General features: G+C 36.1%; 11 protein-coding genes. 8 read left to right on the top strand and 3 right to left on the bottom strand.

All coding sequences use genetic code 11. From position 1 onward, the window contains the following. Positions 1-389: 389 nt before the first annotated feature. On the top strand, positions 390-704 hold the full coding sequence (locus MSWAN_RS03060; protein WP_013825150.1) for a DUF2769 domain-containing protein: 315 nt from the start codon (positions 390-392) through the stop codon (positions 702-704). A gap of 631 nt (positions 705-1,335) precedes the next feature. Beyond that, entirely contained in the window at positions 1,336-2,172 is an 837-nt protein-coding gene (locus MSWAN_RS03055; protein WP_013825149.1) for a peptidoglycan-binding domain-containing protein, read from the top strand. A 225-nt stretch (positions 2,173-2,397) separates the two neighbouring features. On the opposite strand, the gene MSWAN_RS03050 is transcribed toward MSWAN_RS03055, so the two are convergent. Then, positions 2,398-2,778 (bottom strand): hypothetical protein, encoded by a 381-nt coding sequence (locus tag MSWAN_RS03050; protein WP_013825148.1) that lies wholly within the window; start codon positions 2,776-2,778, stop codon positions 2,398-2,400. 197 nt (positions 2,779-2,975) lie between these two features. Beyond that, positions 2,976-3,545 carry a flavin reductase family protein gene (locus MSWAN_RS03045; RefSeq protein ID WP_013825147.1) on the bottom strand — a complete coding sequence of 190 codons (570 nt, stop codon included), beginning with the start codon at positions 3,543-3,545 and terminating at the stop codon, positions 2,976-2,978. Positions 3,546-3,884: 339 nt separating this feature from the next. Here MSWAN_RS03045 and MSWAN_RS03040 point away from each other — a divergent pair, with 339 nt between their 5' ends. The 3 genes from MSWAN_RS03040 to MSWAN_RS03030 all read left to right on the top strand — a co-directional run bounded on the left by MSWAN_RS03040 (position 3,885) and on the right by MSWAN_RS03030 (position 6,900). After that, a complete protein-coding gene (locus MSWAN_RS03040) occupies positions 3,885-5,030 on the top strand; it encodes a TIGR04083 family peptide-modifying radical SAM enzyme (protein WP_013825146.1) in 1,146 nt (381 codons plus the stop codon). A 498-nt stretch (positions 5,031-5,528) separates the two neighbouring features. Continuing rightward, the gene (locus MSWAN_RS03035; RefSeq protein WP_013825145.1) at positions 5,529-5,696 is read left to right on the top strand and encodes a 4Fe-4S binding protein; all 168 of its coding nucleotides are present in this window, start codon (positions 5,529-5,531) and stop codon (positions 5,694-5,696) included. 22 nt (positions 5,697-5,718) lie between these two features. Continuing rightward, positions 5,719-6,900: an NAD(P)/FAD-dependent oxidoreductase gene (locus MSWAN_RS03030; protein WP_048188233.1), complete on the top strand. Its 1,182-nt coding sequence runs from the start codon at positions 5,719-5,721 to the stop codon at positions 6,898-6,900. 309 nt (positions 6,901-7,209) lie between these two features. Here the strand turns inward: MSWAN_RS03030 and MSWAN_RS03025 are convergent, their stop codons facing one another. Continuing rightward, positions 7,210-8,007 carry a UbiA family prenyltransferase gene (locus MSWAN_RS03025; protein ID WP_013825143.1) on the bottom strand — a complete coding sequence of 266 codons (798 nt, stop codon included), beginning with the start codon at positions 8,005-8,007 and terminating at the stop codon, positions 7,210-7,212. A gap of 304 nt (positions 8,008-8,311) precedes the next feature. Here MSWAN_RS03025 and MSWAN_RS03020 point away from each other — a divergent pair, with 304 nt between their 5' ends. From MSWAN_RS03020 to MSWAN_RS03010, 3 genes are all read left to right on the top strand, one after another. Continuing rightward, entirely contained in the window at positions 8,312-10,084 is a 1,773-nt protein-coding gene (locus tag MSWAN_RS03020) for a thiamine pyrophosphate-dependent enzyme (protein WP_013825142.1), read from the top strand. A 147-nt stretch (positions 10,085-10,231) separates the two neighbouring features. Then, on the top strand, positions 10,232-11,740 hold the full coding sequence (locus tag MSWAN_RS03015) for a glutamate synthase-related protein (protein ID WP_013825141.1): 1,509 nt from the start codon (positions 10,232-10,234) through the stop codon (positions 11,738-11,740). Between the two features lie 520 nt (positions 11,741-12,260). After that, positions 12,261-17,288 carry a DUF3320 domain-containing protein gene (locus MSWAN_RS03010; RefSeq protein ID WP_013825140.1) on the top strand — a complete coding sequence of 1,676 codons (5,028 nt, stop codon included), beginning with the start codon at positions 12,261-12,263 and terminating at the stop codon, positions 17,286-17,288. Positions 17,289-17,339: the final 51 nt, after the last annotated feature.

Here is a 17,339-nt window from a genome sequence, read left to right as displayed (position 1 = left end):
AATCCCTATAATCTTTTAATATAATCAGTAATTCCCTTACGATACCTTAAGATAATTTAAAACTTAATTTGAATAACTCTATAAAGAGAGATTTCTAAACCAGAAACATGGACCCAAAAACAATAAATAAGTTAGGATTTTTATTTTATGCTCTAGGATCATTTATAATAATTTTAAATGTAATTTTTGTGTTTGGTCACTACATAGCAAGATGGAACTTGCTGCCTACAAGTTTTTTAATCGTAGGAATAGTACTTTTTTTCATTGGAGCAGCCATATACGGGCAAGGAGCATAAAAACATGCATGCAAGGATTATAAAACATAATTAATGATTTAAATGTTACAAAATTAAAATAATATTAAAATAAGTTGTACCTGGGGATTTGAGATGCGTAAAATTGATTTTACCATGGAAAACATCAAAAAATGTGTATGCACCAAGTGCGCTGTCCAAATTGAAAGTCAATGCGTTAAAGATAAACTGAAAATAATGCTATTAATAACCCAACAAGATCTGGACAGCCCCATGATGATGGGACCCGATAGAGTTCCAGGAGTGTACTGTGCAACAGGTAAAGCCACATGTAAAGATATTAAAACTAATAGAATTTGTAAATGTAATGACTGTCCCATCTGGAAAGAAAACAGCCTCAAAGAGGGTGAACCGAGTCGTCATTTCTGTAGAAATGGGGAAGTAAAATAAAAGGAAATAAACGAAATTCATGCAGCATCATTGGTTTTCATTGGTTTTATTCACAAATTGGAATTAGATATTAAAAATAATTATTAATGCTAATACATTATGGAATCAACATATTTTACACAGTTACTTACAGTTTTAATCTTTAATTCATTGAGATTCTTAAAAAATTATTAATATTTAAATTAATTATGGTGTGATGTTATTTGGGGTTTGTTGGGCTTGTTTTTCTCTAAAAAGGTGAAAATTGGGTAAAGGGTTTAGTGGGTTTTGATTTATTTGTATTAATTTTTTTGGTGTTTGTTTTGAATTTAATGTATTATCAAGGGTTAATGGTTGGTATGATGTTGGTGGTTGGGCTTGAGGAATGTTCTCGGGTATTATAGGGTATTGTAGAAGTGTTTGTTTGGTGGTTTTTTTGGGGAATGGGGTTTGGACTGTGTCATTTTATTGAAAATAGAAACTGTGATGACTAATCTGTTAACAGCCTATTTCAATACTTGTTTATATGGTCTTAAATTGTAAAAAGAGTTCTCTGCGTGCCTTTTTTTTAGGATTTGATCAAAGCCTTTATATGTGAGGTTGAAGTTATCAAAGGGAGTGCCAAAAGAAAGTCCTTACATAACTTATAAAAATGTTCGGACGTGGAGGCGGTACAATTAATCGAAAAATTACATACACAACCGCATTAGTGTTGTGTGTACTGTTCAGTGCCTTACCATTTGCGGGGGCGGCTGACACTCAAAATATTCAAAATAATAATGTAAACACATGTTTAAACCAAAGCAATGTCGGAACAAACGCGGTTACCGACAACGGCCTAAAAATAGGTGCAACTGGAAACCAAGTAATCGAACTACAAAAATGGCTCAAAAACCAAGGATACTACACCGGAGCAATCGACGGATCCTTCGGCCAATACACACAACAAGCAGTAAAACTCTTCCAAACAGATGCTAACATAACAATCGACGGATGGGTATCAACACAAACAGAAAACGCAATGAAAACACTAACCGGAACAAACCCCATCACAAACAACAACAACACAAAAACAACAACAAAAAGTGCAGCAAACCAGACAACAACAGTAGCATCAACACAAACAGCAAAAACCACAAAAAACACAACAGCAACAGCTACAACCAGTGCAAACACAAAAACAACAGCAAGCACCAAAACTATTGCGGCTACAAGTACTTCTAGTAAATCTGTAAGTACAATTGCAGCTACTGCAAAAACTGTTACAGCTACTGCAAAATGTTCCTGCGGTGCATTAGGAAACTACTTAGACCACACTGTTACATTCTTGAATTATTGTCCTGAATGTCATAAATATGGTACACTTGTTTGGAACCCAAAAGGAACTGCAGAAGGTGAATGGACCTGCAGTGCTTGTGATGCTGATTACTGTGCAGCAGACGGTAATGAAAAATTAGCTGGTCATCCAACCAAATTAACGCTAGCTTAATTAATATCTGCTTAATCTATTTTAATAAAAATAGATTTCCATTTTTCTTTTTTAAATTTTCAATTCCTGTTCAAATTCATTAGATACAATAAAAGAACTTTTAAAAATTTATTGATTTAAAATAAAAATAAATAGCTTTTCAATAATCTTAAAATCTTAAAAAAATCTTAAATATTAGTTTTTGAAATATTTTAGTTTTGAAATATTAGTTTTTATTTAGTTAGTCTAATTTAGTTTTATATCTTCATCAATCAAGTCTTCAATGGCTTTAATAAATTCATTGAATGAATCAGGAAAGTCATTTGACCCCTCAGACTCGATCTCATGGCCCTGGATTGATATTTGAATGTTCCATTTAACTCCATCCAAACAGCATAAATCATATTTTTCATTCCAATTCCAGAGCCCTATTTCATCTACAGTGCTCCAAAACTTAATCCATTGACTTTGGGTTGGATTTAAAGACCTTTCATCTAGACTGAGTATATGCCCATCTCTATAGATCAAATTACCTTTTTCAAGAGTTATTGAAAATCCTTCGTATGAACGAAGAGCAGGACCATATTTAAACACAAATTTATCAGGGATATAGTCTGAATTTTCCATTTTTATCTTCCAAAAACAAGTTTATGGTACATTAAATCAATGAATAGAATGTTTTTGTATTTATGAAAGGTTTATATGCTCCGTAATTATTCAATTTTTATTTTGCATTTTAATGAAAAATCACTTGAAAAAGTTAAAAAAAGGATTAAAATATCTTTATTTATCTTTCTACCCTATTTTAGATTAATTTTCAGATATTATTTAATCTCTTTTCCAATGTTGAATGCCTGTCCAAGGTTTTTACCAACTCCATAGTAAGACCTGCCTGCAGGGTCGTAGAAGAACGGTTTTATTTTGGTTATATCTGGAAGTCCCTTTGCATCAACATAACTTTCATCAACCTTAACATCAATTATTTCTCCTGTAAACTGGGTGTGCATTCCTAAATCGATCTTATGGACCAGTTTGCACTCAAGTACAAGTGGGAATTCTTCAACGTAAGGTGCATCTACAATTTCGCTTTTAACAGCTGTGAGTCCGCTGGTAGAAAGTTTATCCTCCTTTTTTCCGGATACGATTCCAAAGTAATCTGTTTCCTTGACGTATTCCTCTGAAGGAATGCTTATGGTAAAAGCTTCCCTTTCCACAATATTTTCGTAAGTGTACCTTACTTTTTGCAGTGAAATCGAAACACATGGCGGATTTGAGCTTGAAATACCTCCCCATGCAGCTGTCATAACATCAGGTTTTCCTGCTTTATCATATGTACCCACAACAAAAGCAGGTGTTGGATAAACTATAGTTTTAGCTCCTACAGATTTTTTCATATTTTTTCCTCCTAAATTATCTTGAAATCCGTTAATGAATTTATTTTTATATGATTATACTATGAACGTATAAATATCTTGATAAGACCTTAGAAATAATTTCTGGATAAAAATATATGTGGAAACAATTTATGATAAAATTTTGTGTACAAATTATGATAAAATTGTGTAATGAATACCCATTAAACAACAATATTTCAAATTTTTTAAGAAAAAGTGATAAGATAATCAAAAAAAGATGGATACACAAAATATAAATAAAAAATAAATAAAAAATTAACCTATAATTCCATTAAATATCACATTTAAACTTTTAATAATCTAAAAGAAGGTGTTTTCATGGCTTTTCATGTAATGCTAATTCCTACATTGGGCTGTCCTTCTAACTGCAGTTACTGCTGGAGTTCTGAGGAAGGTTCTGAATTAATGAGTATTGAAACTGTTGAAGAAGTTGTTAAATGGCTTGAAAACTTCCGAGATGAACCTGTTACCTTTACGTTCCATGGTGGAGAACCACTTTTAGCGGGTTATGATTTCTACAAAAGGGCTTTGCCTTTATTAACAGAAAGTTTGAGCCATCTTAAACCGGCTCTTGCTCTTCAAACCAATTTATGGAACCTCACAGATGAGATGGCTGAACTTTTCCATGAGTACGGTATTCCCATAGGTTCAAGTATAGATGGTCCCAAGGATTTAAACGACCTTCAAAGGGGAGAAGGGTATTTTGAGAAAACCATGAAAGGTTACAAAATTGCAAAAGCCCATGATCTGAAGGTGAGCTTCATATCCACCATCACATCTCACTCTGTAAATTTTAAGGAAGATATTTTCAATTTTTTCCTCAATGATGGTTTAACCCTTAAATTACACCCCGCTTTACCCTCATTACGTGATTCCAATCCCGAAAAGATGGCACTTGCTCCTGAAGATTATGGGAAATTGTTAATTTATCTTCTGGACAAATATCTGGAGAACATAGATGATATAACGGTTATGAACATTGACAACCTTTGTAAATGTGTTTTCCTCCGCAGAGGCACAGTCTGCACTTATGTTGATTGTATGGGTGATACATTTGCTGTAGGGCCTGACGGCAGTATTTATCCATGTTACCGTTTTGTTGGAATGCCAGAGTATGTTATGGGCAACGTTCGAGACCATCCAACAGTTGAAGACCTTGCAAAGTCGGCTCCAGCAAAGTTACTTGAAGAGTATAAAAACTACGTTGACCAGGAATGCTCCGGGTGCCACTACATAAAATTCTGCAGAGGAGGATGTCCTTACAACGCGATAACTCCCAATAAAGGAGAAATTAACGGTGTAGATCCACATTGTACGGCTTATAAAATGATATTCAAAGAGATTACAGACCGTGCAAATAAAGAGTTTTTATCATCCCCTGCCATGGGGATGTTTGGTGCTTCTAAATCCAAAGAACAAGACTCAAAACCAAGCATAATGTCTTTAATGCTTAAACGTTCATAGTTTAAATCAATTTATATATTTTTAAGACCGATCCAAACTTTTTAAGACCGACCCTCAAAACTATTTTATAGCTGGACATCCAACTGGCTGGACATCCAACAGTGGAACTTGTTCAAATAAAAACATTGAAAAATATATAAAAAGAACCATGTGTATAAATTAAATATCTACTCCTTAGAAATAATTTGGATTCTGGGTTTTCTAAATAATTTAATATAATACAAACTTTGATATAAAAAGAGTGAGGATTAAAGATCTTCTTGAGTTAATTAATTAAAGAGTTTATTTAATTTAAATCACTCAATTAATCCGTCTTTTTAATTTAAAATTAATAAACAAAAGGTTATCACTACAAATATTAAATTTTAATGAAGATAAAGCTTTGATCCTGAACTCTTTTCTTACAAAGTCTTTATCTACAACGAACTTATAAATACTAAGAAAGCTTAAACAAGGTAATCTGAAAATATATGCTGAAATTAAATGAAGGTTGATAATATGATAGTTAAGGAATGGTGCATGTATTGTGGGGAATGTGCAGGTGTATGCCCCCGCACATTAATCGAAGTCCAAGAGACAAATTTAATATTCAACAAAGAAGGATGTAAAGACTGCCAGATATGCATACAAGTATGTCCAGTGCAGGCTTTAGTCAAAGAAGAGTAATGGAGATGAATTTTTCATGAAACTGATTGAAACTGATGTTCTGGTAATAGGAGCCGGTCCCGCCGGTTCATCTGCCGCTAAACACGCAGCCAAAAATGGTGCAGACGTGGTCATGATAGACAAAAAATCAGAGATAGGATCACCAAAAAGATGTGCAGAAGGTGTTTCCAAGGAAGGGTTAAAGAAATTGGGAATCGAACCATCAAGCCGCTGGGTGACAAGGGAACTTAGTGGTGTACGTCTTGTTTCACCAAATGGGACCGATGTTTGGCTCAACGATGAACGTGTGAAGCTTCCTGAAGCAGGCTACATTCTGGAAAGGAAAATCTTTGACAAACACATGGCAATGGATGCAGCCCGTGCTGGTGCAAAAATAATGATCAAAACTCTTGCACGAGGTATGAGAAAAGATTCCAACGGTTACATTGTAAGCTGCCAACGCATGGGCGAAGACTTCGAGATCAAAGCCAAGATCATAATAGGTGCGGATGGACCAGAGTCCAGGGTTGGAAGATGGGGCGGACTTAAAACCGCTGCAAAACCTAAAAATATGGAATCAGCAATCCAGTTTGAAATGGCTGGCCTTGAACTTGAAGATCCATATTCAATAGAGTTTTACTTTGGAAGCGTTGCCCCTGGAGGCTATGCATGGATCTTCCCTAAAGGAGATGACATTGCAAACGTGGGTTTAGGTATCATTACAACAGAAACCGATAAAAGTGCTTACGAGCACCTTGTTGAGTTCGTTGAAAACTGCCCCGCAACAAAAAACGCCCAGGCCGTTGAATTAAACGTTGGCGGAGACCCTGTTGGCGGAATGATTAAAAAACTGGCGACAGACAACCTTATCATTGTTGGTGATGCAGCAGGCCACGTGAATCCCCTTACAGGTGGAGGAATAATCACAGCTATGGAAGCAGGTTTGTTTGCAGGTGAAGTTGCAGCTGCAGCAGTTAAGGAAGGAGACTACTCTGAAGATAGGCTTAAAGAATACCAGAAAAAATGTGAAGAAGAGATAGGTAAATCCTTCGACAAGTACCTAAAAACCAAGGAGTACCTTTTAAGTCTTTCAGATGGAGAACTGGATTCTATAGCAGAAGCATTTCAGGGTGTTGAGTTTGACAGTATAAACACTAAAGAACTCATAAAACTCCTGATAAAAGTTTCACCAAAGGCATTAGTTAAATTAGGGAAGTTATTTTAATTAATATTTAACTTTTAAATTAAATTTTAAACACAAGTTTTGGTTTAAAAATAAGTTTAAATATCGATTAAGGAATAAATTCCTTTTTTAATACTTTTATTTAAATTTCAATGAAATTTTAAACCTTTCTATTAAAATTCTCTTTTAAAATAAAATTTGTTTTAAAAATATCTTAAACTCTATTTTTAAACTCTTATCCAAATTCTTTTAAGAAAAATAGTTAATAAAAAAGTATTTATGAAAAATACTTTCAAGATTCAGATATGGGATTAAAAAGATTCTCTTTTAAAATTAACAACTTAAACAAGTTTAAAATAGAATATAAAGAATACAGATAATGAAAAATACCATTGCAACTTGATGGTAGAGTACATCTGCTAAATAAACCAGTTTATCTTTTTCCACAAATAAAGATATATATAAAGGTATTGCTGCTAAAAAAGCCGGCAGAACTGCTACGGCAAACTGCACAAAATTCATATATCCCGAATACAACGAATAAACCAACGCCACCGCAGCTATTACACCTACAATACTTGCTTGACCTGTTTCTGATTTATACATCACATACGTGGCCAGTCCCGCCATGTACATAAAGAAGTAAACGCTCAATGGGACCAAAAAGATGTTTCCCAGTAACACACAGCATGAGGCAATTCTCAAGACCGTGTTTGTGGCCGTACTTGCAAAAGGTGCAAGTACGGTGTTTTTAAGTCTGATTGGAGGTACTGTGTATATAACCTGGTTTAAAAGCATGAGCGCAAGTATCACAGTAAACTCAGGTTTCATGGTGGCAAAGGAAACTAAAAAAACTATTACTCCCAAAACCACAAAAAACAACATTATCCATCCTTTTTCAACATTATCCTGAATAAAAGCCCTTTCTTTTTTTGAGCTGTCTTTCCTGTCAACTTCAAGATCAGTGAGGTCATTGAGGCTGTATAATGCACCCCAAAGTACACAAACTAAAATAAGTCCCTCAATTATTTCATAGGGATTGGTAATAATTATATTAGCAAAATAAGCATAAGTAAGAACCAGAAGATACATATTGACGGTTTTGGAAGCCCATGTTATTCTGGTGGATTTTATAAGAGTTTTTATCATGACACTCCATATTAAATCTTTATTTACTCTTTTATCAATTTTTGTAATTAGAATTTTGGAGGGTTTAAATTTTTTTAAATTTTTTAGTAGATTTTTAAAAGATTTTTAAAAGTCTTTTTAATAGACAATCAAAAAAACCACCAAAAACTGGTGAAAATAATTGTTCTTTCTAAAAACGACAAGACAGCCCCATTTTTATTAACAAATAATCTTTAAACATATGATTTTATTAATTTCAAAAGTATATAATAGAAGTAGAGAAATTATTCTGGATATATTTTACCATAGTCCATGGGGGGTTTAAATGGCAAAGTACCGGTGCACAGTATGTAATCATATATACGATGAAGATGTTGAAGGTGTTAAATTCGATGAACTACCAGATGATTGGAGGTGCCCTGTCTGCAATTCTCCAAAAAGCTTTTTTGTCTTTTTATGTGAAGGAAAACTATGTGAAGGAGTTACAGAAACAGAAGGTGAAGAAACAACTGTGGCTGATATAATTGTCAAACAAATGGATGAATGGGGTGTGAGATACGTATTTGGAATCCCTGGAACATCTTCTCTTGGGGTGCTTGAATCCATTCGAAAAAGTGATGAAATACGATACATACAGGTGAGGCATGAACAGGCAGCAGCTTTCATGGCTTCAGCCTATGGAAAACTCACAGGACATATAGCAGCATGTCTCACTATCGCAGGCCCTGGAGCAACCAATATGGCAACAGGACTTTACGATGCAGAACTTGATCACTCCCCGGTTCTTGCTTTAACTGGTATGGTTACAAGACAGCTTATTGGACCTGGATCATTCCAAGAAATCGACCAGTACTCCTTTTTTGAACCTTTAACTGTTTTTAATAAAATTTTAATGTCAGAAGACCAGACAACAAGTCTCACAACCCTTGCAATCAAACATGCACTTCTTGATAGGGGAGTTTCACACCTCGGAATTCCTAACGATGTTCAAAAATTACCCTGCAATCTGCCAATTATTCCGTTTAAAGGTAATATGCCTAATCAATCAGTTTCACAGCCCAACTTCCTCTTGAGAAAAGCCGCAGACCTAATCAATGAATCAGAAAGGCCAGTAATTCTAGCAGGATTTGGTGCGATGGAACAGGGCGATAAACTTCTAGAACTTGCAGAGAAAATAAAAGCACCTATAACCACAACTTTCAGGGCAAAGGGGATTGTTGATGAATATAACCCCTTGTACGTTGGAAGTCATGGTGGAATAGGTTCAACAGCTTCAACAGCTCTTGTAGAAAAAACAGATCTTTTGATAGTCGCGGGATCGTCATTTTCAGAGATGACACAGATACCTGAGAAAAAAACCGTACAGATCGACATAGATCCCATGATGATAGCTCGAAGATACCCTGTTGAAGTACCGCTTCTTGGAAACTGTTCTGAGTTGATACCTAAACTTACAGACATGGTTAAAGAAAAAAATAACGACAATTACCTTGCTGAAATATCCAAATTGAAAGAAGAATGGATCGAACTTCTGGAAGAAGAAGCAGATCCCTCAAAAACTCCAGTTAGGCCTCAATACATTATTAAGGTTCTAAATGAAAAGTTTGCAGACGATGCAGTCATTGCCCTTGATATTGGGGAGAACTGCTGGTGGTTCGGCCGTAACTTCTGGATGAAAAAAACCCAGAAAATGGTCATGTCAGGATATCTGGCTACAATGGGATTTGGACTACCAGCAGCACTTGCAGCCCAACTTGTATACCCCGAAAGACAGGTTATTTGTATAACCGGTGATGGCGGTTTTTCCATGGTAATGGCTGAATTTATGACAGCTGTAAAATACAAACTGCCTGTAAAAGTATTTTTGTTTAACAACAGCCAGCTTGGAATGATTATGCAGGAGCAAATGGTTGAAAATTATCCCAACTGGAATACAGAGCTTTATAACTGCAACTTTGCAGATTATGCAAATAACTGTGGAGGTCTTGGAATAACTGTAAAAACACCTGATGAACTTCCAGGTGCAGTTGAAAAAGCACTTAAATCTGATAAGCCTGTTATTGTGGATATTGAAACGGATCCAAGAAGATTTATCTGAAGATTATCTGATTAAACATATGTTAATTTTTAATTTTTTTTTAAATATCAATAAATCAATGAAAAGGATGAAAAAGAATAATTCGGAAAATAAACACTCTTAAAATGATGTAAATATCTCAGTAAATAAATTCAGGAGACTTTAATCATGGTTCAAGATTCAAGGGATGTTCTTTCAAAAATTGAGGATTCTGAAGAAAATCGAAAAAAATGTCACTGCCCCTACTGTCCAAGTTATCCAGAATGTGGTGGAGATATATTATACTGCGGTAAATGTCCAAGTAATACAGATATTAAAGCCAAAGGTTGTATATGTGATACATGTGCCGTATATTACGAAAATAAACTTAAAAGTATCTATTATTGCAATAAAAGGGCAGTTGGAAACGGTAAATTAGTAATGAGAAAAAAGGGTTCTTCAGAAGATGATTCCTTTTATCAGAACGTTGTGAATATCAAGGATCTGAGTGCCTCTGGTGAGAGTATAGTTACATCCATGGGATCAACCAAGAAAATCCCGTTTTCATTTGAAGACCTACATTTTGTGCCTGCCCAAATAAAAAAAATTCCTTTAAACCGTGAAGATGATGTAAAAACACAGATCTGTATAGGTCCAAAATCTAAAAAACCTTTCAAGGTTTCATCGCCAATACTAGTTTCAGGTATGAGTTTTGGGGCTGTATCTCCCAATGTTAAGATAGTAATCGCTGAAACTGCATCCAAACTGAATATAGGGTTTAATTCTGGTGAAGGGGGAATATCTGATGAGGAGAGTGAACTATCTCAAAAGCAGAGAATAGTCCAGTATTCAACAGGACGCTTCGGAGTGGATGAAAATGTACTCAAAAATGCCACAGCCATTGAAATACGCTTTGGACAGGGCGCATATCCTGGAAAAGGAAGTTATCTTCCAGCAAGCAAGATGAACTCTGAAGTTGCCAGCATCAGGGGCTTGAAAACTGGAGAAGCTGCTTATTCACCAGCGCACCACCTGGACATTAAAAGTGCAGAAGATGTGGCTGAAAAAGTTTCGTGGCTCCATAAGATCTCCGGAGGTGCACCTGTAGGTGCTAAGATAGGTTGTGGTGATGTTGAGGGAGATTTAGAAATTCTTGTGGATGCTGGAGTTGATTTCATATCTTTGGACGGTTTTGGTGGAGGTACTGGCGCCACAGACCTTTATGTGAGGGACAATGTGGGTTTACCCATCATTGCAGCATTGCCGCGGGCCTTCAGACACCTTCAGAAACTTGGAGTTAAGGATAGAGTCTCTTTAATTGCAGGAGGAAGTCTTCACAGCTCCTCAGACTTTGCAAAATGCCTTGCACTTGGTGCTGATGCAGTTTATATTGGAACAGCAGCACTTATAGCCATAAACTGTGAACAGTACCGTATCTGTTACACAGGACTCTGTCCAACTGGTGTGACAACTCAAAACCCACAGCTTCTAAAACAGTTAGATGTAGATGAGGGAGTTTTAAAACTCACCAATTTTATAACATTATCGACAAAGGAAATTGCTAACTTAACTCGAATTGTTGGTAAAGATGATATCTCCAAGCTAGATAAAGATGACCTTGTGTCGATTGACAGGGATCTATCCCAGATGGTGGGGGTCAAATGGTTGAATGGAGAATATATTTATAGGAAACACTAGTACGTTCCATGGTTAAAACATAGAATCCCTTGGAATGCGCCTTGTTAACAACTTAACCGAACAAATTGACGGCAAAATAGAGCTTGATAGAACAAATGGAACCAGATTCATCATAACATTTAAAGATAGGGAGTACGGCTAAAAGAGTACAGCTAAAAATTGACTAAAAGTTGAAACTACTGATAGATTCAAACTATTATCTGAATTTTTTTATTCAATTTTAAGAGATCTATTTAAAAATCAATGCTTTACACTTTATGATTTTAAATTCCAATTACTTTCCCATTCCAATACTTCCTTAATCTTAAATTCCTTAATTAAATTGATTACTAATTTTTTTTGAAAATTATTTCATCTCTTTAGGTCTTGCAGATATTTTTCTGATATTATTCAAGACGTAGAAGGTTTAAAGTAATTACCAGATGTTTATAATAGAAAAATTTATGTTATACTACCTAAGAATATTTTTAAAGGTAACTTTAAGGTAGTTTTTACTATCATGAAAATTTGAGGCACAAAAATGGATGGACCGGCTGTTTTGAACATTGAGGGGCAAATAGAATCATTAAGAAGAAATTTATTGGATTTAACAATGCGTAACCAGCTTCTGAATTTCAAAGCCCGTAAGAAATCCATTGGGGTAATAAATGAAATTCCAACGGAAATTTACAACCTCATCGTTTTAGAAGAGAAAAAAATGCAGTTTCTTCCTAAATCAGAAAATAAAGAAGATGAAGTTGATGAAAATGGAAATCTCAACGAAGTAGAAAATTCAGATTTAACAGACGAAGAAACCTCAACTCTCTGGAAGCTGCCATCACCAAATTTGGAAGTTGCAGACAAGTACAAAGACACCTTTCTCCAAACTGGGCTGAAGGCAGAAGAACTTCAAAAAAGACTTTTTTACATTAACCAGCAGTCCAAATCAATGCTTGAAGAACAGGGTTACAATATACTTTACCTTGCAATTGGTTTTTTGGAATGGAAAGAAAGTGCTGATGTCATAGAACCCAGAAAAGCTCCATTGCTCCTTATACCTGTTGAACTCGAGCGAAAAAAAGTTAAAGGTTCTTTCAAACTCAAATGGACTGGAGACGATATAATCCCCAACATCTCACTTCAAGCCAAATTACAGGAACAGGGTGTAGAAATATCAGATTTTGAGATGCCAGAAGAAAAAAAGGGAGTATATAACTATTTTAAATCTATAAAAAGTGCAATATCCTCAAAAAAGGACTGGAAAGTTGTATATGAAATGCACATGGGCTTTTTCAGCTTCACAAAATTTGTCATGTATAAGGATCTGGACCCCGAAAGCTGGAAAAGCGTTGAAATCACAGAAAATCCGATTATAGAATCCATATTTGACCCTTCAGGCAATTCAGTTGGAGAAGAATTCTTTGAAGACGACGTTGACAAGAAATTATCTTCAAAGGATATTTATCATGTTGTGGATGCTGATTCATCCCAAATAGCCGTGATAGAAGAATCAAAAGCTGGTAAAAATATGGTGGTTGAGGGACCTCCAGGTACAGGTAAATCACAGACCATTGTTAACCTTATAGCAGAATTAATGGCCAATGGAAAGACTGTTCTATTTGTAAGTGAGAAAATGGCTGCATTGGAAGTTGTTAAAGACCGTTTAGATGGTGTTGGTCTTGGTGATTTCTGTCTCGAGCTGCACAGCCGCAAATCCAACAAAAGGGAAGTTTTAAATGAACTCGAAAGAACACTTTACAGCCCTCCAAAAGCTGAAATAATGCTTGATGATGAGTTCAATGAGATTGAAAAACTCAAATCAGAATTAGATGGGTACAATGAAATTTTACACAAACCCCTCGGAGAAATCAGACTTTCCCCATTCAAACTTTTCGGTCTTAAAGAAGAAGCTTTGGATCATTTTAATAAAACAGGACGGAAGATTCCGCGTGCCAAAATCAAAAATCCCGACCATTTCACCAGAAAGCAGTGGCAGGATTCAGTTAATACACTTGAACATATAGGTGAAATTGTAAAACATATTAAACCACTCACAAACAATCCATGGAAGAATTGTATGCCCGAACCAATATTTCCAGTGGATCTGGATGAAATTAGTTATTTAACAAACGAATGCACCAATTCAGTAACGACCATTAAATCTGAAATCCAGTATCTGGCAGATATTTCAGGTATTGGAAAAACAAACAATTTGGAAGAACTCCAGCAATCAGTATCCAACGCCCAATTTATAACATCCACCGAACAAGTGGATAAAGATATTTTTTTAAATCCAAAATGGGATGCCGGAACCCCGGAAGCATACAACTTAATTGAAAAAATCGATAAATTTCAGCAGTTTCAACGGAGCATCACACAAAAATTCGATGAAATTATCTTAAATACAGATGTATCCTCAGTTCTCAAGGAATACGAGGAAAGTTCATCTAAATTATTCAAATCATTTAGAGGAGGTTATAAAAAAGCCAGAGCGAATATTTCGGTTTTTTATAAGGTGAAAGTCCCTGAAAATGATGATGAAATTCTTCATGACATGGAAGATGTGTTGAAATGTCAGAAACTTAGAAATCAAATAAGAGAACACAACCAAAGTGCCAGAAGTCTTTTTGGTTCCTACTGGGTTGCTGAACAAAGTAACACAGAATCTTTAAGGAAAATGTGTGAACGGATCCCTCCACTGCGAAAACTTCTATCAGATGGTAGTATAAACGAAAAAACCATTGAACTTGTAAGTAACCAAACAGGTTTGACTGATTTAAATCGTTCTATTCAAAAAATATCCGGTGAACATGATAAACTGTTAAACACCTTTGAAGAACTGGACAAATATATTAAAATGGATAATGATTCTCCTTTTAAAAGTGGTTTTAATAAAGTTTCATTCGATGAAATTCTTTCAAAGATGGAATTATTCAAATCAAATACATCAAAACTTCAGCAATGGTCCCAGTTAGTTCTCGTATTAAAAGAAAAGCCAAATGAATTAGCAGACCCTGTAATTGAGTTGATACTCGCTGACAAACTCGAACCAGAAGACCTAATTTCCTGTTTGAAGGGCAATTTTGCAGATGATTTACTTAGAAAAGCATTTTTAGAAAATTCTGCTTTATCCGGATTTATAGGGGATGTTCACGAGGATAAAATAGAAAAATTCATAGATCTTGACAGGAGACTTATTGAACTGAACCGTAAGAGGATTGCAAGCAGATTATCCCATGAAAAGCCCAATGTAAACGATGCAGCATCACCCAACTCAGAGTTAGGAATTCTTCTAGGTGAATTCAATCGTAAAAGGGGGCACATGCCCATAAGAAAACTTTTATCACGTGCAGGCAGTTTAATACAGAGAATTAAGCCGTGTTTTATGATGAGTCCCCTCTCAATAGCACAGTTCATCGACCCTGAAAATGTTCAAAATATGAACTTCGATGTTGTTATTTTCGATGAAGCAAGTCAGGTTAAGCCGGAAGATGCTATTGGAGCATTTCTCAGAGGCAAACAGGCCGTGGTGATGGGTGATACGCGCCAACTTCCCCCAACATCATTTTTTGATATTATTGGGGGTGCCGATGAAGATGATGAATATGAAATAGCATCATTTTCGGATATGGAGAGTATACTGCACCTTTGTAAGAGTAGTTTCCCCACAAAAATGCTCCGCTGGCACTACAGAAGCCGGCATGAATCCCTCATTGCCCTATCAAACCAAGAGTTCTATAACAATAACCTTCTCATATATCCATCTCCATGCCACAAAACCAAGGAACTTGGTTTAAAATTTGAATATTTACCAGATACAGTTTATGATAGAGGTAGAAGTTCTTCAAACCGTAAAGAGGCTAGAAAAGTTGTTGAAGCTGCAGCGGAACACTTTAAAGAGTACGGCTTTGAGAAGAGCTTGGGAATAGGCACATTCAACATGAAGCAGCAGCAGGTGATTCTGGAAGAAGTGGAGCTTTACCTCAAAAACAACCATGGAATGGAAAAGTTTTTCAGCAGTAATCGGGAGGAACACTTCTTCGTGAAAAACCTCGAAACCATCCAAGGTGATGAAAGAGATGTTATATTCATAAGCGTTGGGTATGGTTACGATAACGATGGAAAGTTGAGCCTCAATTTCGGACCTCTGAACAAGGAAGGGGGAGAAAGACGTTTGAATGTTCTCATTACCCGTGCAAGAGAAAAATGTGTTGTTTTCTCCAACTTCAAGTTTTCAGACGTTAAAATTGATTCCAACGGAGCATTCGGTGTCAGGGCACTTAAAGCTTTCTTGGAGTACGCTGAAACCAAAAATCTTGAGAGTATCAAAGCACCAGGAGAAGACACAGAATCACCCTTTGAGGACTCTGTGTACGATTTTCTTAGTGAACATGGCTATGAAGTGCACAAACAGGTGGGATGCGCTGGTTTCAGGATAGACCTGGCTGTGGTGAACCCAGTAAAACAGGGCGAATATCTCCTTGGTATTGAATGCGATGGTGCCACGTATCACAGTTCCCCAGTTGCACGGGACCGTGACAGGCTGCGCCAGCAGATCCTGGAAGGGCTTGGATGGCATATCTACAGGGTCTGGTCCACTGACTGGTACAGAAACCGTGGCGAATGTGAAGTTCAACTTGTAAAAGCTGTTGAGAACTCTAAAAACCTAAAACCTATTGTAAAAAATCATGACAAAGTCAAAGATAATACAAATGGCATCTACGGCGATGCAAGGGTTGTACCAGATAAAGAAGTTGTTGGGGATCAATCTGGCAATGGGGTAACTGGAAATGGAATAGCAAATGGGGATAGAATAAGTAGAAATGGAATAAAAAATGGTGGAACTATAAATCTCGGTCCAAATAACGTTTCTCCTGAATTTAATGTTGAAGATGAGATCAATGCAGCTGCTACCAAATCAACCGTTCCCCCAACCAATCCAACCACTTCATCAACCATTAATCAGACTACAGGAACCATTGCTAATCCAACTACAGAGTCCAATAGAAGTTTAGAAGAACAATTATCCAGTTATGAGTTGTGTCCATCCATCTGCATCGACACCAACTGCGAACTTCATGAGAAATCTGTGCAGGAACTTTCAAAGGCAGTTGTGGAGATCGTTGATGTGGAAGGGCCCGTGCATTTCAGCGAAGTTGTGCGACGCATAAGGACATTTTGGGGCCTTAAAAAGGCAGGTAAACGAATCCAAAATGCTATAAAAAATGCTGTACTCTTTGCCCATGAAAACAGAGAAATAATTATTAAAGATGAATTTTTATTCCGGGGAAATGAGGCAGATATAAAGGTTCGCCGTAGATGCGGGGATCCTCCAGCCAAAATCAACCTTATATGCGATGAAGAAATCGAGAAAGCTGTAAGAATGGTTTTAAACCTTCAGTTTGCAACTCCAAAAGATGAGATCATTAAGCAAACATCCAGGCTCTTCGGTATAAAAGTAACGAGAGGTGCAACCGCAGAACGTATAGAAATGGTTATTCAGGGGCTTATAACTAGAGGTGAGCTTGAAGAAACATCTAACGGCACAATAAACTTTACAAAGTCATAATTAATTTTTTAAAATAAATTATTCAGGAGGGTTTAAAGATACTCTTCTGAA

Origin of the sequence: Methanobacterium paludis, from assembly GCF_000214725.1 — an archaeon.
GTDB lineage: Archaea > Methanobacteriota > Methanobacteria > Methanobacteriales > Methanobacteriaceae > Methanobacterium_C > Methanobacterium_C paludis.
Note: the sequence above shows the minus strand (reverse complement) of the source record. Positions and strands in the feature narration are given on the sequence as shown.

Coding starts and splice junctions, on each gene's coding strand:
- MSWAN_RS03035 (WP_013825145.1), top strand. CDS start 5,529: ATGATAGTTAAGGAATGGTGCATGTATTGTGGGGAATGTGCAGGTGTA.
- MSWAN_RS03025 (WP_013825143.1), bottom strand. CDS start 8,007: ATGATAAAAACTCTTATAAAATCCACCAGAATAACATGGGCTTCCAAA.
- MSWAN_RS03015 (WP_013825141.1), top strand. CDS start 10,232: ATGGTTCAAGATTCAAGGGATGTTCTTTCAAAAATTGAGGATTCTGAA.
- MSWAN_RS03010 (WP_013825140.1), top strand. CDS start 12,261: ATGGATGGACCGGCTGTTTTGAACATTGAGGGGCAAATAGAATCATTA.
- MSWAN_RS03045 (WP_013825147.1), bottom strand. CDS start 3,545: ATGAAAAAATCTGTAGGAGCTAAAACTATAGTTTATCCAACACCTGCT.
- MSWAN_RS03040 (WP_013825146.1), top strand. CDS start 3,885: ATGGCTTTTCATGTAATGCTAATTCCTACATTGGGCTGTCCTTCTAAC.
- MSWAN_RS03050 (WP_013825148.1), bottom strand. CDS start 2,778: ATGGAAAATTCAGACTATATCCCTGATAAATTTGTGTTTAAATATGGT.
- MSWAN_RS03060 (WP_013825150.1), top strand. CDS start 390: ATGCGTAAAATTGATTTTACCATGGAAAACATCAAAAAATGTGTATGC.
- MSWAN_RS03055 (WP_013825149.1), top strand. CDS start 1,336: ATGTTCGGACGTGGAGGCGGTACAATTAATCGAAAAATTACATACACA.
- MSWAN_RS03020 (WP_013825142.1), top strand. CDS start 8,312: ATGGCAAAGTACCGGTGCACAGTATGTAATCATATATACGATGAAGAT.